This window comes from Jidongwangia harbinensis, from assembly GCF_020216025.1.
Taxonomy (GTDB): domain Bacteria; phylum Actinomycetota; class Actinomycetes; order Mycobacteriales; family Micromonosporaceae; genus Actinoplanes; species Actinoplanes harbinensis.
Genome location: NZ_JAIWNC010000010.1, coordinates 133612 through 157771 on the forward strand (window position 1 = coordinate 133612; position 24160 = coordinate 157771).

18 protein-coding genes are annotated in these 24160 nt (G+C 73.2%); 13 read left to right on the top strand and 5 right to left on the bottom strand.

Going from position 1 to position 24160, the window contains the following annotated elements; translation table 11 throughout:
- The first annotated feature begins 76 nt into the window (after positions 1-76).
- From LDL48_RS15465 to LDL48_RS15475, 3 genes are read left to right on the top strand one after another with little or no spacing between them, the layout of a single operon-like run.
- On the top strand, positions 77-1231 hold the full coding sequence (locus LDL48_RS15465; protein WP_225255809.1) for a Gfo/Idh/MocA family protein: 1155 nt from the start codon (positions 77-79) through the stop codon (positions 1229-1231).
- Positions 1228-2382, top strand: coding sequence for a DUF993 family protein (locus tag LDL48_RS15470; protein WP_225255810.1), 1155 nt, complete (start codon positions 1228-1230; stop codon positions 2380-2382). Before LDL48_RS15465 ends, LDL48_RS15470 begins: the two co-directional genes overlap by 4 nt.
- Positions 2379-3182: a sugar phosphate isomerase/epimerase family protein gene (locus LDL48_RS15475; protein ID WP_225255811.1), complete on the top strand. Its 804-nt coding sequence runs from the start codon at positions 2379-2381 to the stop codon at positions 3180-3182. Before LDL48_RS15470 ends, LDL48_RS15475 begins: the two co-directional genes overlap by 4 nt.
- Positions 3183-3691: 509 nt before the next feature.
- On the opposite strand, the gene LDL48_RS15480 is transcribed toward LDL48_RS15475, so the two are convergent.
- On the bottom strand, positions 3692-4720 hold the full coding sequence (locus tag LDL48_RS15480; RefSeq protein ID WP_225255812.1) for a LacI family DNA-binding transcriptional regulator: 1029 nt from the start codon (positions 4718-4720) through the stop codon (positions 3692-3694).
- A 145-nt stretch (positions 4721-4865) separates the two neighbouring features.
- Here LDL48_RS15480 and LDL48_RS15485 point away from each other — a divergent pair, with 145 nt between their 5' ends.
- The 9 genes from LDL48_RS15485 (at position 4866) to LDL48_RS15525 (ending at position 14373) form a co-directional block, all read left to right on the top strand.
- Entirely contained in the window at positions 4866-6065 is a 1200-nt protein-coding gene (locus tag LDL48_RS15485; RefSeq protein WP_225255813.1) for an amino acid ABC transporter substrate-binding protein, read from the top strand.
- 4 nt (positions 6066-6069) lie between these two features.
- Entirely contained in the window at positions 6070-6957 is an 888-nt protein-coding gene (locus LDL48_RS15490; protein ID WP_225255814.1) for a branched-chain amino acid ABC transporter permease, read from the top strand.
- Entirely contained in the window at positions 6941-7978 is a 1038-nt protein-coding gene (locus LDL48_RS15495; RefSeq protein WP_225255815.1) for a branched-chain amino acid ABC transporter permease, read from the top strand. Before LDL48_RS15490 ends, LDL48_RS15495 begins: the two co-directional genes overlap by 17 nt.
- Positions 7975-8703 carry an ABC transporter ATP-binding protein gene (locus LDL48_RS15500; RefSeq protein ID WP_225255816.1) on the top strand — a complete coding sequence of 243 codons (729 nt, stop codon included), beginning with the start codon at positions 7975-7977 and terminating at the stop codon, positions 8701-8703. The genes LDL48_RS15495 and LDL48_RS15500 overlap by 4 nt, the downstream gene beginning before the upstream one ends.
- On the top strand, positions 8693-9445 hold the full coding sequence (locus LDL48_RS15505) for an ABC transporter ATP-binding protein (RefSeq protein WP_225255817.1): 753 nt from the start codon (positions 8693-8695) through the stop codon (positions 9443-9445). Before LDL48_RS15500 ends, LDL48_RS15505 begins: the two co-directional genes overlap by 11 nt.
- A gap of 11 nt (positions 9446-9456) precedes the next feature.
- Positions 9457-10344: a LamG-like jellyroll fold domain-containing protein gene (locus LDL48_RS15510; protein WP_225255956.1), complete on the top strand. Its 888-nt coding sequence runs from the start codon at positions 9457-9459 to the stop codon at positions 10342-10344.
- Positions 10345-10346: 2 nt separating this feature from the next.
- Entirely contained in the window at positions 10347-12404 is a 2058-nt protein-coding gene (locus tag LDL48_RS15515; protein ID WP_225255818.1) for a PQQ-dependent sugar dehydrogenase, read from the top strand.
- Between the two features lie 245 nt (positions 12405-12649).
- A complete protein-coding gene (locus LDL48_RS15520) occupies positions 12650-13465 on the top strand; it encodes an SAM-dependent methyltransferase (RefSeq protein ID WP_225255819.1) in 816 nt (271 codons plus the stop codon).
- A 26-nt stretch (positions 13466-13491) separates the two neighbouring features.
- Positions 13492-14373 (top strand): Sco1979 family transcriptional regulator, encoded by an 882-nt coding sequence (locus LDL48_RS15525; RefSeq protein WP_225255820.1) that lies wholly within the window; start codon positions 13492-13494, stop codon positions 14371-14373.
- A gap of 194 nt (positions 14374-14567) precedes the next feature.
- On the opposite strand, the gene LDL48_RS15530 is transcribed toward LDL48_RS15525, so the two are convergent.
- The 3 genes from LDL48_RS15530 to LDL48_RS15540 form a co-directional block, all read right to left on the bottom strand.
- Positions 14568-15401 (bottom strand): DUF1963 domain-containing protein, encoded by an 834-nt coding sequence (locus LDL48_RS15530; RefSeq protein WP_225255821.1) that lies wholly within the window; start codon positions 15399-15401, stop codon positions 14568-14570.
- A gap of 159 nt (positions 15402-15560) precedes the next feature.
- A complete protein-coding gene (locus tag LDL48_RS15535; RefSeq protein ID WP_225255822.1) occupies positions 15561-17246 on the bottom strand; it encodes a sulfatase-like hydrolase/transferase in 1686 nt (561 codons plus the stop codon).
- A gap of 8 nt (positions 17247-17254) precedes the next feature.
- Entirely contained in the window at positions 17255-19483 is a 2229-nt protein-coding gene (locus LDL48_RS15540) for an alpha-galactosidase (protein ID WP_225255823.1), read from the bottom strand.
- Between the two features lie 256 nt (positions 19484-19739).
- Between LDL48_RS15540 and LDL48_RS15545 the strand changes: the two genes are divergently transcribed.
- A complete protein-coding gene (locus LDL48_RS15545; RefSeq protein WP_225255824.1) occupies positions 19740-23366 on the top strand; it encodes an ATP-binding protein in 3627 nt (1208 codons plus the stop codon).
- Here LDL48_RS15545 and LDL48_RS15550 read toward each other — a convergent pair.
- Positions 23363-24133: an SDR family NAD(P)-dependent oxidoreductase gene (locus tag LDL48_RS15550; protein ID WP_225255825.1), complete on the bottom strand. Its 771-nt coding sequence runs from the start codon at positions 24131-24133 to the stop codon at positions 23363-23365. The two genes, LDL48_RS15545 and LDL48_RS15550, sit on opposite strands and share 4 nt — an antisense overlap.
- Between the last annotated feature and the right edge of the window lie 27 nt (positions 24134-24160).

The window sequence follows — 24160 nt, forward strand, 5'->3', positions numbered from 1 at the left end:
GCGACGGGCAAGCGCTTGCCTGTGCGGTCGGCGCGCCGGTAGCCTCTAGGAAAGCGCTTACCTAGGAGGCCGGCCGATGACCGCACGCGTTCCGATCGGCATCGTCGTCAACGGCGTGACCGGGCGGATGGGCTACCGACAGCATCTGGTCCGTTCGCTGCTGGCGATCCGGGAGGCCGGCGGGGTGCCGCTGCGCGACGGCTCGCGGCTCTGGCCGGAACCCGTCCTGGTCGGCCGCAACGAGGCGAAGCTGCGCGACATCGCGGACCGGCACGGCCTCACCGACGTAACCACCGACCTGGACGCCGCGCTGGCCCGCGACGACGTGCGGATCTACTTCGACGCCCAGGTCACCGGCGAGCGGGAGAAGGCGATCTCCGCCGCGATCGCCGCCGGCAAGCACATCTACACGGAGAAGCCGCTGGCCACCACGTTGCACGGAGCGGTGGAACTGGCCCGCGCCGCCGACGCCGCCGGCGTCCGGCACGGCGTCGTCCAGGACAAGCTCTTCCTGCCCGGCCTGCGCAAGCTGCAGCGGCTGATCAGCGGCGGGTTCTTCGGCCGGATCCTGTCGGTACGCGGCGAGTTCGGCTATTGGGTCTTCGAGGGCGACTGGCAGACCGCGCAGCGACCCAGCTGGAACTACCGGGCGCAGGACGGCGGCGGCATCACGGTGGACATGTTCCCGCACTGGCACTACCTGCTGGAGCAGCTGTTCGCCCCGGTCCGGGCGGTCACCGCACACGTCACCACGGCGATCCCGCGGCGCTGGGACTCCGCCGGCGAACCCTACGAGGCCACCGCGGACGACTCCGTGTACGGCATCTTCGAACTGGACGGCGGCGTGGTGGCGCAGATCAACTCGTCCTGGGCGGTCCGGGTGCACCGCGACGAACTGGTCGAGTTCCAGGTGGACGGCACCGAGGGCAGTGCGGTGGCCGGGCTGCGGGGCTGCCGCGTCCAGCACCGCGCGACGACGCCCAAGCCGGTGTGGAACCCCGACCTCCCGGTCACCGACGCGTTTCGCGCGCAGTGGCAGGAGGTGCCGGACAACCAGGAGTACGACAACGGCTTCAAGGCGCAGTGGGAGATGTTCCTGCGCCACGTGGCCGAGGACGCGCCGTACACCTGGGATCTGTGGTCCGGCGCCCGCGGCGTCCAACTCGCCGAGCTGGGCCTGCGGTCGTCCCGCGAGGGCCGCCGGCTCGAGGTGCCGGAGCTGGACCGGTGAGCGTGGTGGTGCGGCTGCCGGACGGTCCGCTCACCCTGTCCGGTGCGGGCGCCGGGTTCGCCGCCCCCGGTGCCCGGTTCACCGGCCGGGTCGCCCACGCCGCCGCGCACGTGGTCGCCGACCCGACGGCCGAGAACGTCCCGGGCGCCCCGCCGGTGCTCGACTGGGACGCCACCCTGGCGTTCCGGCGCCACCTCTGGTCGCACGGCTTCGGTGTGGCCGAGGCGATGGACACCGCCCAGCGCGGCATGGGCCTGGACCACTCCGCCGCCCGCGAACTCATCCGCCGCTCCGCCGCCGAGGCCCGCGCCTGCGGCGGCACGCTGGTCGCCGGTGTGGCCACCGACCAGCTACCGCCCGGCCCGGCGTCCCTCGACGACATCCGCAAGGCCTACGCCGAACAGCTGCACGACGTGCTGGCGGCGGGCGCGGGCCCGGTGCTGATGTGCAGCCGCCACCTGGCCGCCACGGCCCGCTCCGCGGACGACTACCTCGATGTGTACGGCCGGCTGATCGCCGACTCCGACCGCCCGGTCATCCTGCACTGGCTGGGCCCCGCGTTCGACCCGATGCTGGCCGGCTACTGGGGCGCCGCCGACCCGGAGCGCGCCGCCGGCACCGTGGTCGACCTGATCGCCGCCCACCCCGGCCGGATCGACGGCATCAAACTGTCCCTGCTGGACGAGGCGTTCGAGGTGACCCTGCGCCGCCGCCTGCCGCCCGGCGTGCGGATGTACACCGGGGACGACTTCCACTACCCGGCCCTGATCCGCGGCGACGAGCACGGCCACTCCGACGCCCTGCTCGGCGTGTTCGCGGCCATCGCCGCACCGGCCGCCGCCGCCCTGCGCGCACTGGACGCCGGCGACCCGGGGGAGTACCACCGCATCCTCGCGCCCACGGTCACCCTGGCCCGGCACCTGTTCGCCGCGCCGACCTGGTACTACAAGACCGGAATCGTGTTCCTCGCCTGGCTGACCGGCCACCAGGACCACTTCACCATGGTCGGCGGCGTCCAGAGTGGACGATCTCCGGCCCACCTGGCGACGCTGCTGCGCCTGGCCGACGCCGCCGCCCTGCTCCCGGACGCCGAGCTGGCCGCATCCCGGGCCCGGGCCTGGCTCACCACGGTCGGGGTGAGCCAGCCATGACACGCTTCGCACTCAACCGCGCCACCACGAAACACTGGCCCCTGCCCGACCTGGTGCGGGGTTGCGCCGAGGCCGGAGTCACCGGCGTAGGCCTCTGGCGGGACGACATCGCCGAGTACGGCGCCGCGCCCGCCGCCGAGCTGATCCGCGACGCCGGCCTCGCGGTGACGTCCCTGTGCCGCGGCGGCTTCTTCACCACCCCCGGTTGGTACGACGAGAACCGCCGCGCCATCGACGAGGCAGCCGAGGTCGGCGCGCCCGCTCTGGTACTGGTCTCCGGCGGTCTACCACCGGGCAGCCGGGATCTGAACGCGGCCCGCGCCCAGGTAGCCGGTGCCCTGGCCGACCTGGCCCCGCACGCCGCGGCCGCCGGCGTGCGGTTGGCGATCGAGCCGTTGCACCCGATGTTCTGCTCCGATCGTTGCGTGGTCGCATCGTTGAAGCAGGCACTGGACCTGGCCGAGCCGCACCCCGCCGCCGCCGTCGGCATCGTGGTGGACACCTATCACCTGTGGTGGGACGACACCGTCTGGGACCAGATCGCCCGGGCCGGCCGCGAGCAGCGGATCGCCTGCTTCCAGGTGGCCGACTGGCTCACCCCGCTCCCGGCCGGCGTCCTGCTGGGCCGGGGCCTGCCCGGCACCGGATGCGTGGACCTGCGCCGCTTCCGCGAGGCGGTGGACGCGGCCGGCTACTCGGGCCCGGTCGAGGTGGAGGTGTTCGCCGACGACGTGTGGTCCCGCCCCGGCCCCGAAGTCCTGGCCGAAGCGCTGGCCGGCTACCGCGACCACGTGGCCTGACCCGGCCGGCGTCACCTCCCCGGCCGCGAGCGGCACCGCGTCCCCGCGGTTCGTCACGCCGATCGGCGGCTTCCGATCAAATCCACTGGTACACCAGCGTCCCTACGGGCAACAGGCCTGCGCGAACTCGGGGCATTTCGACCATTCCCGGCACGCACGGCAGCTAGTCACGGCAGATCTTGGAGCCGGAGACGAACCTTGGCGGCGGACGGCCCCCGGGAGGGCGGTTTCGCTCCAAGATTCGGCTGGCCCTCCAAGATCTGCGACATCTGGGCTGAGCGAAGCGGTGTCCACCGGCCGGTATCGGACACGCCGCCGCCACTGACGCTGAGCCCGGCCCGAAGAGGGGCCAGCTGGCGGGACCGGTCGACGGGTCAGCGGGCTGAGCCGGTGGAGGGGCCAGCGGACCGAGTCGGTGGAGGGCGAGCGGGGCCGGGTTGGTGGAGGGGCAGTGGGCCGGGCCGGGTTGGTGGAGGGCAGCGGGCCGGGCCGGCCGGCCGGTGGAGGGGTCAGGTGGCGGGGCCGGTGGAGTCGCGGACGATGAGCCGGTGGCCGGTGGAGCGCCGCCTCGGCCGCACCGAGCGGGGCTTCAGCGCCAGGTCCAGCGCCATCCGGCCCATCTCGGTCATCGGCAGCCGGACGGTGGTCAGGCTGGGCGCCAGGTCGGCGGCCACCGACACGTCGTCGAAGCCGACCACGGACATGGTGGCCGGCACCGGGATGCGGTGGGCGCGCAGCGTGGACAGCACGCCCATGGCCATGGCGTCGTTGAGGGCGATGACGGCCGTGGTGCCGGGGTGGTCGCGGAGGATGCGTTCGGCGGCGGCGCGGCCGCCGTCGCGGGTGAAGTCGGTGTGCACCACCGGGAGGGCGTCCAGGCTGAGGCCCCGGGCGTGCAGGGCGGACGCCACGCCGGCCAGCCGGTCGGCGACCGTGGTGAGGCCGGCGGTCCCGGCTGCCACGGCGATCCGGCGGTGACCCAGGGCGAGCAGGTGTTCGCCGAGGGCACGGCCGCCGGCCTCGTTGTCGGGCAGGACCGCGTCCACGCCCAGGGAGTGCCGGCCGATCACCGCGACCCGGCCGCCCGCGCCCTGGAACGCGGACAGTTCCGCCTTCGCCTCGGTCTCGGCGCGGGAGTCGCTGTAGCCGGAGCCGGCCACGATGATGATGCCCACGCGTTGCGCGATGAGGTGGCGGATCTGGCGCAGCTCGTAGCCGGGGTCGCGGCCGGAGTGGCAGATCTGGACCAGCAGGCGCTGTTCGTCGGCCAGGCCGATGACGCCGCCGGCGATTTCCGAGAAGTACGGGTCGTCGACCTGGTGCACGATCAGTCCGACGGTGGAGCTGGCGCCACCGGCCAGGGTGCGGGCGAACGGGTTGGCGACGTAGCCGAGTTCCGCCGACACCCGCCGGACCCGGCTGGCGACCTCCTCGCTGACGCCGTCGCGGCCGGCCAGGGCGCGGGAGGCGGTGGCCAGTGACACGCCGGCGCGTTCGGCGACGTCGGCCAACCGCAACCTCGGACCCGGCTTGGGCATGGGTCAACTCCCCGGAGACAACGTATCGATCGGCGTCTTGCCAGTGACGCAGTGCACAGCATAGGCTACGAAAGCGCTTTCGTAAGCGCTTTCGTACTCCCGGGTGGGAGAGGAGCGTCCGAGGATGCCGACCACTGTCCGACGCATGCGATGGGCCACCGCCCTCGGCGCCGCCGCGATCCTCGCGCTCGGTGCCTGCTCCGGCGACGACGAGCCGGCCACCGGCGACGACCCGATCGTGGTGGGTGTCTCGCTGCCGCTGACCGGCGACTTCTCCGAGCCCGGCAAGGGCGTGCAGCAGGGCTACGAGGCGTGGGCCAAGATTGTCAACGACGCCGGCGGTCTGCTCGGCCGCCGGGTGGAACTGAAGATCCTCGACGACCAGTCCAATGCGGACCGGGTCGTGGCCGACTACGAGCAGCTCATCGGCAAGGACCAGGTGGACCTGGTGGTCGGCCCGTTCTCCACCCGCCTGGTGGTGCCCGCGGCCCGCGTCGCCGAGGAGTACGACATGTTGTTCGTCGAGCCCGCGGGCGCGGCGAAGGAGGTCTTCGAGCAGGGCTTCAAGAACCTGTTCTACGCGGCCCCGGCGGTCGCCAACGACCACTACAACCACCTGGCCGCGCACATCCTGGCGCTGCCCGCGGCGCAGCGGCCGAAGACGGTGGCGGTGGCCGCGATGGACGACCCGTTCGCCCAGGGCACCGCGTACGGCCTACGGGACAAGCTCAAGGCCGGCGGACTGTCCATCGTGGTGGACGAGGTGTACCCGCCGAACACCACCGACTTCGGCAGCATCGCCGCGAAGATCGCCGCGTCCCGGGCCGACGTGCTGATCGGCGGCTCGCAGTACCAGGACGGCGTGAACCTCATCGTCGCCCTGCAGCAGCTCGACTATCAGCCCAAGCTGGCCGCGTTCTCCACGGCGCCGACCAACCCGGAGTTCGCCAAGGCGGTGGGCAACAAGACCGAGGGCATCCTGTCGCCCACCGGCTACAGCCAGGACGCGCCGTACCCGAGCAACACCGAGTTCGTGGCGAAGTACACCGCCCAGTTCGGCACGCCGCCGGAGGAGGACCAGGCCAACGCGTACACCACCGGGCAGGTGGTGGCGGCGGCGGTGACCGCGGTCGGCTGTGCCGAGCAGGGCGACTGCCAGCGCAAGCTGGTCGACTGGATCCGCGGGAACGAGGTGCAGACCGTGGTCGGCCCGCTGACCTGGGACGCCACCGGAAAGCCCCGGGGCGCGCACATGATCCAGCAGTGGATCGGCGGGGACATCAGGATCGTGCTCCCGGCGGCGGCCAAGGAGGCCGAGTTCCGGTATCCGAAGCCGGCCTGGTGATCCGATGCCGTCCGGTGCGCTGCTCTTCCAGAGCGTCGTCCTGGGCCTGCTGCTCGGCGGGCTGTACGCCCTGCTGGCCGCGGGCCTGACGCTCTACTTCGGCATCATGCGGGTGGTGATGATCGCCCACTCGGCGTTCCTCATCCTGGCCGCGTACCTGGCCTGGTGGTGGCACGAGCGGCTCGGCCTCGACCCGTTGCTGTCGATGGTGGTCACGGTTCCGCTGTTCTTCGCGGCCGGCGTGCTGCTGCAGCGGATGCTGCTGGCCCGCCTGCGGCCGGCCACGCTGACCATGATGTCGGTGCTTCTCACGTTCGCCGTGGCAGTGCTCATCGAAGGGCTGCTCGGGTACGCCTTCACCGGCACCCAGCGCCGCATCCAGCTCGACTACGGCTCGGCCGGTTTCGGGCTGTTCGGCGCCCGGATCGCGGTGGTCAAGCTGATCGCGTTCGGGCTGGCCGGGATCGCGCTGGCCGGGCTCTACCTGGTGCTGAAGCGGACCCGGTTCGGCTGGGCGCTGCGGGCCACCATCCAGCACCCGGACGCGGCCCGGCTGGTGGGCATCGACACCGAGCGGATCGCCGGGTACGGCTTCGGCATCGGGCTCGCCACCGCGGCGGTCGGCGGCACCGCGCTGGCGCTGGACACCACCATCTACCCGTCGCTGCACTGGCACTGGATCGGCCCGCTGATGGCCATCATCGTGGTCGGCGGCCTGGGCAGCGTGCCGGGCGCGGCGGCCGCGGCGATGCTGCTGGGCCTGCTGCAGAGCCTGTTGCAGATCCCGATGGGCACCACCTGGGCGCAGACGGTCTTCTACCTGGCGCTCTTCGCCACGCTGGCCTTCCGGCCGCAGGGGTTCTTCGGAGGTCGCCTTGCCCAGCGTTTCTAGCCGGCTGACCGGCGGCGCGGCGGTCCTGCTGCTCGCGACCGGGCTGCTGTCGTTCCCCGGGCTGGCGCCGAACCCGTACGTCCTGTCGGCCGGCATCGTGGTGCTCCACTACGCGGTGCTCGCCACCTCGTGGAACTTCGTCGGCGGGTTCACCGGCTACCTCTCGCTCGGGCACGGCGCGCTGGCCGGCCTGGGCGGGTACGGCACCGGGCTGCTGGTGACGAAGGCCGGGCTGAACAGCTTCGTGGCCCTGGCGCTGGCCATGCTGCTGGTGTCCGCGCTGGCGGTGCCGATCGGGATGGCGGCGTTGCGGGTCCGCGGCGCGTCGTTCGTCATCGTCTCGATCGCGCTGGTGCTGATCCTGCTGCTGGTGTTCCAGAGCTGGGCGTCGCTCACCGGCGGCTCCCGCGGCCTGGTCGTACCACGGCCGTTCGACCTGTCCCGCCCGGAGCACCACCGGGTGTTCTGGTTCCTGTTCTCCGGTCTGCTGGCCTTGGCGCTGCTCGCCTGGTGGCTGATCGACCGGTCCCGGTTCGGCCTCGGGCTCAAGGCGATCCGGGAGGACGAGGACAAGGCCGAGGCCCTGGGTACGCCGACGTTCGCGTACAAGCTGGTGGTCTTCGTGGTCTCGGCCGCGTTCACCGCGCTGGCCGGCGGGCTGTACGCGCTGTGGTTCGGCGACCTCGACCCGGTTTTCCAGTTCTCCGTCCTGACCGGGTCCTACCTGGTCCTGATGGCGCTGCTCGGCGGCGTCCGCAACCTGTTCGGCCCGCTGGTCGGCGCGCTCGTGGTGGGCGTCGCGCTGGAGTACTTCAAGGTCGAGTTCGGCAACACCCCGCTGCACCTGGTGGCCACCGGCGTGCTGCTCGCGCTGGTGGTGCTGTTCATGCCGGACGGCGTGCTGCCGGCCGCCGGGTCGCTGCTGCGGCGGTTGCGGCCGGCCGGTGAGCAGGCGTCCATCCGGGACGTCACCGCCGCCGAGTTGCGCGAGCGGCGGCGCGCCGAGGAGGTCCGCCGGTGACCCTGCAGACTGTCGACCTGCGCAAGGCGTTCGGTGGGGTGACCGCGCTGGACGGTGCCACGGTGCGCTTCCGGGACGGAAAGATCAATGCGCTGATCGGCCCGAACGGCTCCGGCAAGACGACCTACTTCAACTGCGTCACCGGGATGATCCGGGCGGACCGCGGGCGGGTCACGTACCGGGAAAGGGATCTCACCGGGCGGGCACCGCACGTCATCGCCCGCGCCGGGATCGGCCGCACGTTCCAGCTCTGCCGGATCTTCCCGCGGATGACCGCGCTGGACAACGTGCTGGCCGCGGTCCGGCCGGCGGGCGTGTTCGATGCGCTGCGCGGGGCCCGGCACCGCGTCGAGACCGGCCGGGCCCGGGGCTGGCTCACCCGGCTCGGCATCGAGCACCTGGCCGGCGCCCCGGCCGGCACGCTGTCCTGGGGCCAGCAGAAGCTGCTGGAGCTGGCCGGTGTGCTGATGACCGATCCGGACACGATTCTCCTGGACGAGCCGGCCGGCGGGGTCAACCCGGCGCTGCTGGACCGGATCGGCACGCTGGTACGCGAGCTGAACGCCGAGGGCCGCACGTTCGTCATCGTCGAGCACAACATGGACCTGGTGATGAGCCTCAGCGACCACATCGTGGTGTTCGACCGGGGCCGCCCGATCGCCGAGGGGCCGCCGTCCGTCATCCGCACCGACGAACGCGTACTGGGGGCCTACCTTGGCGTCTGAGATCGAACTCGTCGACATCCAGGCCGGCTACGGGCGGGCCGCGCCGGTGCTGCGCGGGTTCAGCGTGGCGGTCCCGGCCGGTTCCGTGGTCTGCCTGGTCGGCCCGAACGGCGCCGGCAAGTCGACCGTGCTGAAGGTGGCCGCCGGCCTGCTCCGGCCGCGGTCCGGCCGGCTGCTGGTCGGCGGCCGGGACGTCACCGGGCTGAGCCCGCAGCGGATGCTGGCGGCCGGCGTCGCGCTGGTGCTGCAGGGCCACAGCGTGTTCCGGGAGATGACCGTGGCGGAGAACGTGCGGCTGGGCGGCTACACGCTGACCGACCAGAAGCGGCTCGCCGAGCGGGTGGACTTCGTCAAGGGCCTCTTCCCGGTGGTCGCCGAGCGCTGGGGCGCGCTGGCCGGGCTGCTCTCCGGCGGCCAGCAGAAGCAGGTGGAGTTCGCCCGTTCGCTGATGGTCGACCCGCGGGTGGTGCTGCTGGACGAGCCGTCGATGGGTCTGGACCCGAAGGCCACCAGCACGGTCTTCGCGCAGGTGCGGCGGATGCGGGACGCCGGGACCGCGGTCCTGCTGGTGGAGCAGAACGCCCGGCGCGCGCTGGAGACCGCGGACCTCGGCTGCGTGCTCGACCTCGGGCGGGTGCACCTCGCCGGGCCGGCCGCCGACCTGCTGGCCGATCCGCAACTCGGGGAGCTGTACCTGGGCGGCCGCCCCGGCGAGAAGCGCCCGGCGGCGCAGGAAGGATGACCGGAGTGTCGATGTTCACCGGCGTCATCGCCGCGGTCCTGGTCGCCGGTCTCGCCGGCGCCGGCGGCCCGGCGGACCGCGACGTCCATCCGCATCTGCGGCCGCACCTGGTCGCCTTCTACGACTTCGACCACCCGGTGCCCGGCGATCCCGCGCTGGAACGGGACCGGGGGCGGTCCGGCACCGAGATCGAGCTGGTGCACGGCGGCGCCGCCATGCGGGTCGCGGACCGCGCCTACCCGGGCGGCGGGACCGTGCTGCAGACCGGACCGGTCGACGGCGCGGCGAACGACTGGAAGGCCGGCGCCTGGTCGGCCGGCGGCGTCCGCACGCTGCGGGCGTTGAACGCCACCGAGGGCATCACCGTGCTCGGCTGGTTCAAGCGGCAGGCGGACGGCCCGGCCCCCGGCTTCGGCGCGATCGGGCTGGCCGGCGTGCTGACCGGCAACTCCGACGGCCACGCGGTCCGGGCCCTGCTGGAACTGATCGACGTGAACGGCACGCTGCGGCTGGCCGCGCTCGGGCGGCGGCTCGACGACGGCAATTCGCAGATCCTCGCGGCACAGGCCGACTGGCGGGCGCTGCTGCCCCGGGACGAGTGGGTGCACCTGGCCGCGACGTTCGACTTCACCGCGGGCACCATGGCGCTGTACCGCAACGGCGCGCCGGTGGACGGCTTCTACACCCGCACCGACGACCCGTGGCTGATCGGCGGTCCGGGCCCGCACGTCACCTCGGCCACCGACCCGCGGGGCATCAAGATCGGCGGCAGCTTCCCGTGGCCGGGCTCGGCCGACCGCAATCCCTGCGCCTGCCGGATGGACGCGCTCATGGTCCTCGACCGTTCGCTTCCCGCACGTGACATCACCAACCAGTACCGCTACATGACTCGGGGGTAGTCGTGCGCCGCTTCGTTCTCGCTCTCGTCCTCCTGGCCTCCCTGGGAGTTCCCGGTACCGCGCGGGCCGCGGCGGCACCGGTGTACGACCCGGTGCCGACCGAGCCCGTCACCTCGCGCCTCGGCCTGGTCCTGGCGGAGTACGCCAGCTTCCCGCAGTCCTTCACCGACCCGCCGCTGGTCGACCAGCGGCTCAACCGGACCGCCCGGATCAACACCGTCATGGAGCTGCCGGACGGCTCGGGCCGGCGCGCGGTGCCCGACCTCAACGGCAACCTGTACCTGGTGCGGAACGGGGTGCCGCACGTCTACCTCGACGTGGCGGCGACGTTCCAGCCCGAGTTCTTCTCCGGCCGCGGCCTGGGACAGGGCTTCGGGTACGTGACGTTCCACCCGGACTTCGCCCGCAACGGCCGCTTCTACACGATCCACACCGAAGAGGCGGCGGTGACCGCGGAGCAGCCGGACTACCGGCAGGCCACCGTGCTCTACCACGGCGTGATCACCGAGTGGACCGCCACCGACCCGGCGGCGGACACCTTCGCCGGCACCCACCGCGAGGTGCTGCGGATCGGCTTCGGCGGCCAGATCCACGGCATCCAGGAGATCAACTTCAACCCCACCGCCGAGCGTGGCGACCGCGACTACGGGATGCTCTACCTCGCGGTCGGCGACGGCGGCCTGGGCGTGCGCAACACCGACCCGCAGGACCTGGCACTGCCGCACGGCAAGCTGCTGCGGATCGACCCGGCCGGCACCGACGCGCCCAACGGCCGGTACGGCATCCCGCCGGACAACCCGTTCGCCGGCCGGCCCGGCGCACTCGGCGAGATCTACGCGTACGGCTTCCGCGACCCGCACCGGTTCAGCTGGGACACCGACACCGGGCGGATGTACCTGGGGCACATCGGCGAGCACGCGGTCGAGGCCATCTACGAGGTCCGGGCCGGTGACAACATGGGCTGGAGCGACCGGGAGGGCCGGTACGTCTTCGACCGCGCCCCGGCGAACCCGTGCGACCGGCTGTACCCGCTGCCCGAGGGCGACACCGGCTACCAGTACCCGGTCGCCGAGTACGACCACAACCCGGCGGCGGACTGGAACTGCACGTCCGACGTCGGCGTCGCGGTGGCCGGCGGCTTCGTCTACCGCGGCTCGGACGTGCCCGCGCTGCGCGGCAAGTACGTCTTCGGCGACCTGGTGAACGGCTGGGTGTTCTACACCGAGGTGGACGAGATGCGCCGCGGCGGTAAGCCGGCCACCATCCACCGGCTGCACCTCTACACCCCCGCCGGCCGGGCGGTCACGATGCCGGAGCTGTCCGGGCCGGGCGCGCCCGGCGATCCGAACCGGGTGGATCTGCGGTTCGGCACCGACGCCCGCGGCGAGCTGTACCTGCTCGCCAAGGCCAATGGCAGGATCTGGCAGGTGACCGGTACGCAGACCTTCGCGAGCGGGCCGGTCGGCGGCACCCGGGTCGCCGGCACCATGCGCGCCACCAACTGGGCGCCCGTGACGCCGTCGAAGTGGCGGTTCACCGGGGAGCAGGTCATCCTCGCCGAGGCCGGGGAGAGCCGGCCGGGTCCGCGGCGGCCGTTCGAGTACGCGGTCCTCACCGCCGGTCCCGTGTTCGCCGCCGTGGAGATCAAGGCGAGGGTACGGCTGGACGAACCGGTCGAGGTGACGAACCGGGACGTGATCATCGTGTTCGGCCACCGCTCCGACACCGAGTTCTACTACGCCCACCTGTCCACCGACAACACCATTTATCCGCACAACGGCATCTTCAAGGTGAACAACGCCGACCGGGAGCGCATCGACCTCCAGTGGAACGGGCGCTCGCGCGGGGCGAACCCGGCGGTGGTGGACGCGAGGTGGCACCACGTGACGGTGCGGCACCTGCCGGCCACCGGGGAGATCGCGGTCTACCTCGACGGTGCGCGGGACCCGCTGATGACGGCCCGGGACACCACGTTCCCGTCCGGCCGGGTCGGGTTCGGCTCGTTCGACAACATCGGCCGGATGCGCGATCTGCGGGTGACCGGCACGCCGGCGGCCTGAGGCCCGGGCGGCCCGGCCCGCGCGGCGTGCACGGCGTCGCGCGAACGGCCCCGCCGGCGGCCGTCAACAGGCGCGACGGGGGCGCTGCCTGCGCGTACCCGGGTCGTCCGGTTGTCGCGGAACCGGCACCGACCGTCCAGATACCCCCGAACGAGGGACTAGTCGTGCGTCAGGACTGACGGTATAAGCCGGGCGGCGGTCTATGCTTGCGCGCGTCGATCCACTCCGGATGGAGGATGCATAACGTGGCTGAGAGCCCGCCCGCCGGCGACGGGGCCGAGGAAAGCCCCAAGCTGGACACCTCCGTGCCGCAGACCGCCCGAATCTGGAACTACCTGCTCGGCGGCAAGGACAACTTCGCCGTCGACCGGGCGGTCGGCGACGAGATCATCGCGGCCATGCCGCACTTCGCCGAGGCCGCCGTGCTGTCCCGCCGGTACCTGGTCCGGGCGGTGCAGTTCCTGGCGGGCGAGGCGGGCGTCCGGCAGTTCCTGGACATCGGGACCGGCCTGCCGACCGCGGACAACACCCACGAGGTGGCCCAGCGGGTCGCCCCGGAGTCCCGGATCGTCTACGTGGACAACGACCCGCTGGTCCTGGCGCACGCCCGGGCGCTGCTCACCACCAGCCCGGAGGGCGCCACCAGCTATGTGGACGCCGACCTCTACGACCCGGACGCCATCGTGGCCGCCGCGTCGACGATGCTGGACTTCGGCCAGCCGGTGGCGCTGATGCTGATGGGCGTCCTGGGCCACGTGGAGAGCGACGACGAGGCCAAGTCGATCATCGACCGGCTGATGGCGACCATGGCGCCCGGCAGTTACCTCGCGGTGTACGACGGCAGCGACGTCGACCCGGACATCGCCGAGGCGGCCCGGATCTGGAACCTCTCCGCCAACCCGAAGTACCACCTGCGCAGCCCGGACCGCTTCCGGGCGCTCTTCGCGGACCTCGAACTGGTCGAGCCGGGCGTGGTGCCAGTGACCCGGTGGCGTCCCGACGCGGAGGCGGCCGCCGCCCCGGCCATCGCCCAGTACTGCGCCGTCGGGCGCAAGCCGTAGCCGAGCATCCCGATCCGGAGGACCGCGTGACCACGCCGCAAGCCAGCGGTGGACCGACCGTGCGTCGGCTCCAGCTGGGCGCGCGCCTGCGCACCCTGCGCCTGGCCCGGGGCGTCACCCGGGATCAGGCCGGGTACGCCATCCGAGCCTCCGAATCGAAGATCAGCCGGATGGAGCTGGGCCGGGTCAGCTTCAAGGAACGCGACGTCACCGACCTGCTCAAGCTGTACGGGGTGGCGGACGCGGCGGAACACGAGCGGCTGCTCGCGCTGGCCCGCGAGGCGAACACGCCCAGCTGGTGGCACGCCTACGGCGACGTGCTGAGCACCTGGTTCCAGAACTACCTGGACCTGGAGCAGGCGGCCGAGCTGATCCGCACCTACGAGGTGCAGTTCATCCCGGGCCTGCTGCAGACCGACGCGTACGCCCGCGCGGTGATCATGCTGGGGCACGGCACCGCGACGCGCACCGAGATCGACCGGCGCGCGAAGCTGCGGATGACCCGCAAGCAGCTGCTGCTCAACGAGGGCGCGCCGCGGCTCTGGGCGGTGCTGGACGAGGCGGTGCTGCGCCGGCCGATCGGCGGTCGCACCGTGCTCCGGGAGCAGGTCGAGGCGCTGCTGGAGGCCTCCGCCATGCCGAACGTCCGGCTGCAGATCATGCCGTTCGACTCCGGCGGGCACGCGGCCGCCGGTGGCGCCTTCAGCATCCTGCGCTTCCCGCACCAGGACCTGCCGGACGTGGTCTACATCGAGCACCTGACCAGCGGGCTCTACCTGGACAAGCGGGAGGACGTGGACAGCTACGCCGCGGCCATGGGCCGGCTGTTCATCGAGGCCGAACCGCCGGACCGCACCCCGGACCTGCTCCGGGCCGTGCTGCGGGACCTGGACGCTGACCGCCAGTGAGCCTTTGTTCGGCCACGTTTGAGGGCCGCGCCGCCACGGTCACCGCCGAGCAGCTACCCGACGTGATGCGGCCGGCTGATCACGGCCGACCCGCAACGGCCGGGCGCCGCGCCACGGCGGCGGCTCATCGTCGGTGACCCGGCCGGTTCGGCCGACCCGGACGTGGCCACCGCCGGAGGCGCGCGGAGCCCGACCTACTCGAGGAACGTGGTGAACGAGCGCACCTTGTCGAAGCGGCCGGCGGCGAGGTCGTCGAAGCGGACCAGGAAATATCCCACGTAGAGTTCATCATCCGCCGTGTCGAAAGACGCGAGCGTGACCCACTCCCGCTTCAACCGGAACTGTTCTTCGTAGTCGTAGTCCGCCATTTCCAGGGTCGGTTCCGAGATGCCCGACCGGGGCTGCGTGTCGTACCCACCGAGGCCGGGCGCGGAGCCTCTCCTCTGCGGCCAGAGCTCGTTGGCCAGTGCGCGGAGTTCCACAACGTGCGGCAGCGCGCCCATCACCCGCTCCACGGACTCGGACTCTTCGCGAGCCTCGTCGTCGTCATCGAACCACGACGGCAGCTCCGTCGTGACCTTGGCGTAGAGCTCGAACTCCTCGCCGACGAACGGGATTTCCGGGTTGCAGTAGAACGGATCCGCGTAGTCGGGCGGCTCGGCTACCGCGGTGTCGACGCCCGCCGGGACGTACAGGACCTCGGCGTACTTTCCGGTTCCCAGGTCTTGCTCGTGTTCCAGGAAGAACAGCAGCGAGCCGTCCGACGGCAGGGGGAGCCGGTCGACCGTCGGCAACGCCGCGCAGTCGACGGAGGCGACGAACGGCAACGGGTGTGCCCCGACCGTCGGCCACGCCGTCCCGGCCGGCAGCCGAGGCAGTCCGCCGTTCCGCCAGGCCACCTGTGTGTTGCTGGCGGGGCGGCTCGACATTTCGATCACGAATCGGAGATGTTCGGCGAACGTGTCGACCTCGTCCGCCGGAATCCCTCGCTCGACGGCCGCGTCGCGGAACTGCTCGTAATAGCCCATGGAGACGGATGATCGCAGAGCCAGTCTCGCCGGGGCGTTGCCGGTCCCGGGCGGCAACGCAAGGTGGCAGATCGGCCACGAGAAGTTGACCCCTGATCCAGGACACCGGGAAGTCGGATCCTGAGTGGACCGACCGCTCAGGCTGTTACTTCAAAAGCCTCAGTGCGCCGACCGGGCCGGTGCCGGCGCGGCGAACGTGGTGAGGAACCGGTCCCGGAACGCGTCCATCCGGGTGACCGGCGCCTTGCGGCTGGGCCGCAGGCCGTCCTCCCAGCCCCAGCCGGCGACCCGGTCCAGCACGGCCCGGTCCTTGGTCACCACGCTGATCGGCACGTCCCGGCCGCTGCGGCCGCTGACCACCGGCTTGGCCTGGTGGTCGCCGAGCACGACCAGCACCAGGTCGTCGTCGCCGTAGCGCTGGGCCCAGGACAGCGTGCTGGTCAGCGAGTACGCGATGGACCGGCCGTACGCGGCGCGTACCCGTGCGGGGTTCGACCGCAGCGTCTGCGCGTCCTCGGCGGCGGCGGCCATCGGCCCGAACACCGCGCCGTCGCCGACCGCGTCCCACTCCACCATCTCCGGCGTCACGGTCCACGGGGTGTGGCTCGAGGTGAGGGTCAGCTCCGCCATCACCGGCTGGGTGACGCGGCCGTACACCTCCCGCTGGAAGGTGGCGAACACGTACTGGTCGGGCATGCTGGACCAGGCGAACTTCGGGCCCCGGTAGCCCATGGTGCGGGAGTCGTGCACCTGCCGGTAGCCGTAGAAGTCGCCCTCCGGCCAGGCCTTGGTGTTGCCGGGCTCGAACGCCGCGGTGTGCCACCCGGCCCGCTGGAACAGCCGGGGCAGCGTGAGCCGGTCGCCGGAGACCAGCTGGCGGTACCGCTGCTCGTTGTCGATCCACAGCCCGGAGTGCATGGTGGCGTGCGCCAGCCAGCTTCCGCCGCCGTACGTCGACGAGGTCAGGTAGCCGCTGCGGGCGGAGAACCCGGCCGCGGCCAGCCCCTGGGCGCCGGCCGCGAGCGCCGGGTCGACCAGCGCCGCGATCTTGGAGTTCTGCAGGGCCGCCCGCCCGTAGCTCTCCACGAAGACGAACACCACGTCCTTGCCGCGCAGCCCGGTGAGCAGCCGGTCGGCCGGGACGTCCCGGAACGCGTCCGCGCGGGCCAGCGCCGCGAAGGCCTTCTTGTCCTGCACCGCCCGGGGCACCTGCAGCGCGGTGTTGCGGGCCAGGACGGCGGCGGCGTCCGAGGCCACCGGTGCGCCGACGAACAACTGCGTGCCGACCAGCGCGAACACGGTCCAGGCCGCGACCCCGGCGGTGATCGCGCGGGCGGCCGGCCGGGGATACCGGACCACGAACCCGGACAACCGGACCACCGACAGGGTGAGCAGGGCGACGACGCCGGCCGCCAGCACCGCGGCGCCGGCCGCCGCCCCGATCGCGGTGACCCGGCCGGACGTCCCCACCAGGTAGTCGTAGCCGTTGCCGAGCAGCGGCCAGTCCAGTACCGGGTTGAACCGGCGGCCCAGGACGTTCAGGAAGCCGATGTTGAAGACCTTCAGCACGGTGAGCACGCCCAGGCCCACGCCCAGCAGCACGGCGACCGGCCGCCGCGGCCGCCGGGGCAGCGCGAGCAGCAGCGCCGCGCCGAGCAGGCCCTCCAGCGGGATGCGCAGGAAGGCGGTGGGTACGGACTGACCCGCCTTCAGCCGGCCGACCTGGTCCGGTACGACGAGCGCGGCGAACACGAGTCCCGCGGCGGCGGCGGTGAGCACCGCGCGCAGGATGCGTCGACGATCGACGGCACCGTCGGCGGACGTGGGCAGATGGCGGCTGATCACGTTCCCTTCTACGCGCGTACGGGGTCGTTCGGTTCACCACGTACGCCCGGGGGAGGAAACTCCTCGGCCGGCTGCACCCGGAACAGCACCGCCTGGTCGGGGTGCAGCCGGGGCGGCGCCACCCCCACCAGGGCCAGCGCGGCGCCGCTGAACACGTCCCCGTCCGCGTCCGGGCCCCACCACGCGGGCGGCACCAGACCGGACGGCCCGCCGGCCACCAGCACCGGCCGGACCCGGTAGCGGCGGTCGGGGTGCAGACCGCGGAAGCGCAGCCGCCCGGCCGGGTCCGGAAACAGGCTGCCGGTGGTCACCATGGCGAACAGCGCGCGGGACCGGTCCGGCGCCACCACGCCGTGCACCAGCAGGTCGTCGCCGGTGCCGTCCATCCGGACCAGGTCACCGCCGAGCAGCAGGTCCCGCTGCTCGGTGAAGAAGCGGATCCAGGCCCGCAGCTCGGCGAGTTCGGCGTCGGTGGCGCGGGCCAGGTCCCACTCGACGCCGAGGTGCCCGAAGACCGCGGTGGCGGCCCGGAAACCCAGGTCGTGCCGCCGGCCGGTGGTGTGTGAGCGGCCCGACGCGATGTGCGAGCCGAGGTACTCCGGCGGTACCAGCTGGGTGGTCCAGCGCAGCATGGCCTGCCGGTCGTGCGGGTCGATGTTGTCGGACACCCAGACCCGGTCGGTCCGGGCGAGCACGCCGAGATCGACCCGGCCGCCGCCGGACGAGCAGGACTCGATCTCCAGACCGGGGTACGCCGCCCGGATCTCGTCGAGCAGCCGGTACACCGCGAGCGTCTGGGCGTGCACCCCGGGGCGTCCGCCGTCGGCCTGCGTGCCGGCCTCCACCAGATCCCGGTTGTGGTCCCACTTCAGATAGTCGATCGGGTACTCGTCGAGGATCGCGGTGAGGTGTGACCGGACATGCCGGTACGCCCCGGGAACGCCGAGGTCGAGGACCTGCTGGTGGCGGGACTCGATCGGCCGGTCGCCGCGGGCCGCCATGATCCACTCGGGGTGGGCCCGGGCCAGGTCCGAGTCCGGGTTCACCATCTCCGGTTCGACCCAGAGCCCGAACTGCATGCCCAGTGCCCGGACCCGGTCGATCAGCGGGTGCAGACCGTGCGGCCAGGCGTCCGGGGAGACCACCCAGTCGCCGAGCCCGGAACGGTCGTCGCGCCGCGAGCCGAACCAGCCGTCGTCCAGCACGTACCGCTCCACGCCCACCGCGGCGGCCCGCTCGGCCAGGTCCCGCAGGCGGTCGGTGTCGTGGTCGAAGTAGACCGCCTCCCACACGTTGAGCGTCACCGGCCGGTCCGGGCCCACCGGCCGCTCCCGGGACCGCAGGTGCCGGTGGAAGCGCCGGGCCACCTCGTCCAGCCCGGTGCCGTACCCGGCGTACACCCAGGGGCTGCGGTAGGTCTCCCCGGCACCCAGCCGGACCTCGCCGGGGAGCAGGAGCTCCCCGCCGCCGATCAGTTTCTCGCCGGTGAAGACCTGTTCCGCGTAGTGGGTGTGGTTGCCGCTCCACGCGGTGTGCACCGCCCACACCTCGCCGGCCGCGAAGCCGAAGCCGGCGGTGCCGGCGTGCAGCAGGTAGGCGCTGTCCGCGCCGGTCCGGCCCTTGCGGTTCTCCCGCAGGTGCAGGCCGGAGCGGAACGGGCCGCGCTGGGGCACCCGTTCCCGGTTGTGCCGGCCGGTGAAGTCGAGCAGCTCGGTGGCCTCGGCCGGCACCGGGAACGCCAGCACCAGGTCGGCGAGATCGTAGGGCCCGGCGGCGCGGGACCGCACCGCGGCGCGGGCCCGCAGCAGGCCGGCGGGCAGCAGCTCGAGCGTCACGGACAGCTCGAGGCGCCCGGTGTCGTCGGTCGCCGCCACCGTCACGGTGGCCGGCCCGGTGGCGACGAACCCGGCCACCGGCGCGCCGTCCACGGTCACCGACGTGGCGGCGAACGCGGGGGACCAGCCGGTCCCGGCGAACGATCCGCGCAGCCCGGGGCGCCCGATCCAGCCGGTGTGGTGCTCGGGCAGCACCGCGATCCGCGGCCGCGGTTCCACGGTGTTGGTGCCGGCGACCCCCTCGCCCGCGAGGAGCAGCGCCTCGGCCTGTGCGGCGTCCAGCGGCGGCAGCGCCGCGCCCCAGTAGGTGATCGCGGGCAGTCGCCCGGCGCGCGCGTCGATCAGGACGGTGACCCCGGCCGCGGTAGACGCGATCACCGCGCCCACGGCGTCGTGCGGCATCCGGTGCTCCTCTGCGCCGGCGTCGGGACCGAACCTCGCAGGTGAAACGACCCCGAGGGAGCCGAATCGAGGTCTCCGAGCATGGTGGCCCGGTCCGGAGGTGTCAACCCGCGCACCGCGAGTGCGGAACCGCAACAGTGGTACATGATCAGGGTGGGAAAGTCGCCCGGATGGGTACAGGTAGCGGCGGTGTGTGCCCTATTCAGAAGGGGCCGGTGCGGAAACGGGGTTGTCGGATGGCGAGTGGACGAACCTGATGTCGCCGGACGACGACCTGTTCCGCGGTGGGGGCGCGGTCGGTCGCCTGATGGCGAAGCTGGACTGGACCCGTACCCCGCTGGGACCGGTGACCGGCTGGTCGCAGAGCCTGCGCGCGGCGGTGCGCATCGTGCTCTCCTCCCGGTACCCGATGCTGCTGCTGTGGGGCCCGGAGTACACCCAGCTCTACAACGACGCCTACTCCGCGCTGATCGGTGACAAGCACCCGGACGCGGTCGGCGGCGACGTGCGGATCACCCTGGCCGAGGGCTGGGACGTACTGCAGCCGCTGATCGCCGAGGCCATGGCGACCGGCGTGGCGAGCTGGGTGCCGGCGCTGCAGCTGCTGCTGGACCGCGCCGGGTACCGCGAGGAGGCGTACTTCAGCGTCTCGCACGCGCCGGCCCGCGACGACGACGGCCGTACCGTCGGGGTGCTCACCGTGTGCAGCGAGGTCACCGATCAGGTGGTCGGCGAGCGCCGGCTGCGGCTGCTGCGCGACCTGTCCGTGTCGGACGACAGCACCACCGGCGTCGAGCAGACCTGCGCCCGGCTGGCCGAGGCGCTCGGCGGCGCCCGGCTGGACGTGCCGTTCGCGGCGACCTACCTGCGCGACTCCGACGGGCTGCGGCGGGTCGCGACCGCCGGCCTGGCCGCCGACACGCTCCCCGCGACCGTGCCGGTGGTCCCGGGCGGGCCGGCGGACTGGGGCCTGGCCGCGGCCGCCGACGGCGCGGTCGTGGTGCTCGACGACGTGGCCGCCCGGGTGTCGCTGCCCGGCGGACCGTGGGACGACCCGGTGCGCACCGTGGTGGCGCAGCCGCTGCCCTCGGCCGGCCGGCAGCAGCCGCTGGGCGTCCTGGTCACCGGGATCAGCCCGAGCCGGGCCCTGGACGACGGGTACCGCTCCTTCCTGCAACTCGCCGCGCAGCAGGTGTCGGTGGCGGTGCGCAACGCCCAGGCGTACCTGGAGGAACGCCGCCGCGCCGAGGCCCTCGCCGCGCTGGACCAGGTCAAGACCAGCTTCTTCACGAACGTCAGCCACGAGTTCCGGACCCCGCTCACCCTGCTGCTCGGACCGCTCGCCGACGCGCTGGCGGACCGGCACGAGCCGCTCGGGCCGGACCAGCGGGACCGGGTGGACACCGCCTGGCGCAACGCCACCCGGCTGCTCTCGCTGGTCAACAACCTGCTCACAATCGCCAGCATGGAGGCCGGCCGGCCCGGGCACACCCCGCGCGACGTCGACCTGGCGCGGCTCACCACCGACCTGGCCGGAGTGTTCCGGGCCGCGGTGGAGCGCGCCTCGCTGCGCCTGGTGGTGGACTGCCCCCCGCTGCCCCGGCCGGCCGCGGTGGACCCGGCGAACTGGGAGAAGATCGTCAGCAACCTGCTCTCCAACGCGCTCAAGTTCACCTTCGTGGGCGAGATCCGGGTGACGCTGGAGTCCGACGACACCGAGGTGCGGCTGTCCGTCGCGGACACCGGCATCGGGATCGCCGAGGCCGAACTGCCCCGGCTGTTCGACCGCTTCCACCGGGTACCGGACGTCCGGTCCCGTAGCCACGAGGGCACCGGCATCGGCCTGGCGCTGGTCCGCGAACTGGCCCGGCTGCACGGCGGCGACGTGCGGGTGGAGAGCCACACCGGGGTGGGCACCACGTTCACCGTGGCTCTGCCGTGGACCGCGGTCGAGGCGACCGGCGGCCCGGCGACCGGCCCGGCGGCCGTGGTCCCCGGCGACGCCGCACAGGCCGCCGCCCAGGAGATGCTGGGCTGGCTGGACGACGCCGGACCGGTGCCGTCGCCGGCCCCGGACGGCGCCCCCGACGCCCGGCTCCTGATCGCCGACGACAACGTCGACATGCGCGCCTACCTGACCCGCCTGCTCACCGCCCAGCGGTGGGAGGTCGAAGCGGTGGCCGACGGCGAGGCGGCACTCGAGTCGATCCGCCGCCGCCGGCCCGACCTGCTGCTGACCGACGTGATGATGCCCCGCCTGGACGGCTTCGGCCTGCTCCGGGCGGTACGCCAGGACGAGTCCCTCCGTACCCTGCCGGTGATGATGCTCTCCGCCCGGGCCGGCCGGGAAGCGGGCGTGGAGGGCCTGGACGCCGGCGCCGACGACTACGTGGTGAAGCCGTTCGCCGCGCCCGAACTGATCGCCCGGATCCGGACCACGCTGAACCTGGTCCGCACCCGCAGCGCCCACACCCGCCAGCTGTCCGCGCTGGCCGACACGGCCGCGGTGATCGCGTCCGGGCGGGCCCTCGACGACGCGTTCCAGGCCGCCACCGAGCAGGCCCGTGCGCTGCTCGACGGAATCCGCGCGGACACCGTGCTGGACGGCGGCGCCGACCGTCCGCCGCTGCGGTTCCGCAGCCGCGAACCGGACGCCACCGAGACACCCGTCCGGGAGGTCGAGGCGGTCCTGCACGGCCGGCACGGACGCCGGATCGGCGCGCTCACCGTGCTGACCGGTCCGGACGGCGTCCCCGCCGAGCAGGCCCGGGCGCTGCTGCGGCCGATCGCCGCGATGCTCGCCGTGCTGGCCGAGAGCACCTGGCAGCTGGAACACGAACGTCAGGTGACCGACGCGGTCCGGCAGAGCGTGCTGCCGGCCACCCTGCCCGAGATCGCCGGCTGGGACCTCGCCGCACGCCGCCGGCCGGGCCCCGGCGGCGGCTTCCACGACGTGCTCCGGCTGCCCGGCGGGGACCTGCTGATCGCGGTCGGCGACGCGGCCGGCGACGGCCTCGCCGCGGCGGTCGCGATCGGTCAGATCCGCAACGCGGTCCGCGCGTACGCGGTGGCGGACCCGGCACCGGCCCGGGTGCTGTCCCGCCTCGTCACACTGCTGGACACCGGGGAGCCGGCGGCCCCGGCGACGCTGCTGCTGGCCCGCCTGGACCCGGCCGAGGGCGTGCTGACCTGGTGCAGCGCCGGACATCCCGGGCCGGTGCTGTGCGCACCGGACGCCACCGCCGCGCCGTTACCTGGCCCGGCCGGACCGCCGCTCGACCACGGCGGCGCCACGTTCGCCGAGCAGCGGATCGGGCTGGCGCCCGGTGCCCGGCTGCTCTGCCACACCGGTACCGGCATCCCGGACCTGGTGGACCGCTGCGTGGAGGCGGCCCGCCGCGCCGCCGGCGCCCGGGACACCGTCGATGCCGTCCTGTCCGGCGCGGCGGACGGCGTCGCGGTCGTCGCCGTGCACCACCGGCCCGCGGCCCGGCCACGGCCGGCCGCCGCGCTCGCCGACGCCGACGAGCGCTGGGTGTACCCGCTGATCCCCACGGCGGCGTCGGCCATGCGCCGGGACCTGCGGGCCGCACTGGGCACCGGGTTCGATCCGGACCTGCGCGACGACCTGCTGCTGGCCGCCACCGAGGCGGTGAACAACGCGGTCGAGCACGCCCAGCAGCCGACCCGGCCGGAGGTCGAGGTGACGCTGCGGGTGAGCGGCGGCGTGGTCCGGATCGCGGTACAGGACTTCGGCCGGTGGCGCGAGCGCCCGCCGGCGATGGACCGGGGACGCGGCGCACTGCTGATGAACGCGTACGGCGAGGTGCGGGTCACCACCACGTCCGACGGCACCCTGGTGACCATCGAACGCACGCCCTAGGGGAGGTCGACGCCGGAGAGTTTGGCGCAGGCGGCCAGCAACTCCTCCTGGAGGGTCTCGTCGTACGCCTGCGGGTTGGCCCGCAACTGCCGGCGGCGCTTGAAGTAGGCACCGGTGACGGTGGCCTCCGGTGAGTCGTCGGTGGCCAGCCACACCTGGGTGTCCGCGCCCTCGGGCAGGTCGTCGGTGGCGTCCGGCCCGCCCATCCGGGTGCGGATCCAGCCCGGGTCGACGGCGTTGCTGCGCACCTCCGGCCAGCGCCGGGCGACCGCGAACGCGAGCATCACGTCGTACAGTTTGGCGTCGCTGTAGGCCTGCATGCCGTCCCACCGCCGGGCGCCCCACTGCAGGTCGTCGAGGTGCACCGCGCCGTCGGCCTCCAGGCCGGAGGTCAGGTAGATCAGCCGCGCGGGGCGCGGCAGCAGGGCGGTCAGCAGGTACGGGGCCAGCACGTTCACCTGGAAGATGTGTTCCAGGCCGTCCCCGGTCAGCACCGGCGCCGGCTGCCCGCCGCCGATCCCGGCGTTGTGCACCACCACGTCGAACGGGCCCAGTTCGGCGGCCGCCCCGGCCAGGTCCCGGGTCTGCGCCAGGGACGACAGGTCGCCGTGCACCACGCCGGCCGCGTCCGGAACCGCCGCCCGGGCCTGGTCGCCGCGCCGCGCGTTGCGTGCGTGCAGCACCACCCGGTGCCCCTGCCCGGCCAGGGTGGCCGCGGTCTGCCGGCCGATGCCGTCGGTGGAGCCGGTCACCAGAATTGTCGCCATGCGCTCCTGATTCCCTGTTCCGGGCCG

What these genes read in the sequence shown, in the direction of transcription:
- LDL48_RS15480 (WP_225255812.1), bottom strand. Translation starts at nt 4,720, where the DNA reads ATGCCCAAGCCGGGTCCGAGGTTGCGGTTGGCCGACGTCGCCGAACGC.
- LDL48_RS15465 (WP_225255809.1), top strand. Translation starts at nt 77, where the DNA reads ATGACCGCACGCGTTCCGATCGGCATCGTCGTCAACGGCGTGACCGGG.
- LDL48_RS15475 (WP_225255811.1), top strand. Translation starts at nt 2,379, where the DNA reads ATGACACGCTTCGCACTCAACCGCGCCACCACGAAACACTGGCCCCTG.
- LDL48_RS15540 (WP_225255823.1), bottom strand. Translation starts at nt 19,483, where the DNA reads ATGCCGCACGACGCCGTGGGCGCGGTGATCGCGTCTACCGCGGCCGGG.
- LDL48_RS15550 (WP_225255825.1), bottom strand. Translation starts at nt 24,133, where the DNA reads ATGGCGACAATTCTGGTGACCGGCTCCACCGACGGCATCGGCCGGCAG.
- LDL48_RS15510 (WP_225255956.1), top strand. Translation starts at nt 9,457, where the DNA reads ATGTTCACCGGCGTCATCGCCGCGGTCCTGGTCGCCGGTCTCGCCGGC.
- LDL48_RS15530 (WP_225255821.1), bottom strand. Translation starts at nt 15,401, where the DNA reads ATGGGCTATTACGAGCAGTTCCGCGACGCGGCCGTCGAGCGAGGGATT.
- LDL48_RS15545 (WP_225255824.1), top strand. Translation starts at nt 19,740, where the DNA reads ATGTCGCCGGACGACGACCTGTTCCGCGGTGGGGGCGCGGTCGGTCGC.
- LDL48_RS15490 (WP_225255814.1), top strand. Translation starts at nt 6,070, where the DNA reads ATGCCGTCCGGTGCGCTGCTCTTCCAGAGCGTCGTCCTGGGCCTGCTG.
- LDL48_RS15485 (WP_225255813.1), top strand. Translation starts at nt 4,866, where the DNA reads ATGCGATGGGCCACCGCCCTCGGCGCCGCCGCGATCCTCGCGCTCGGT.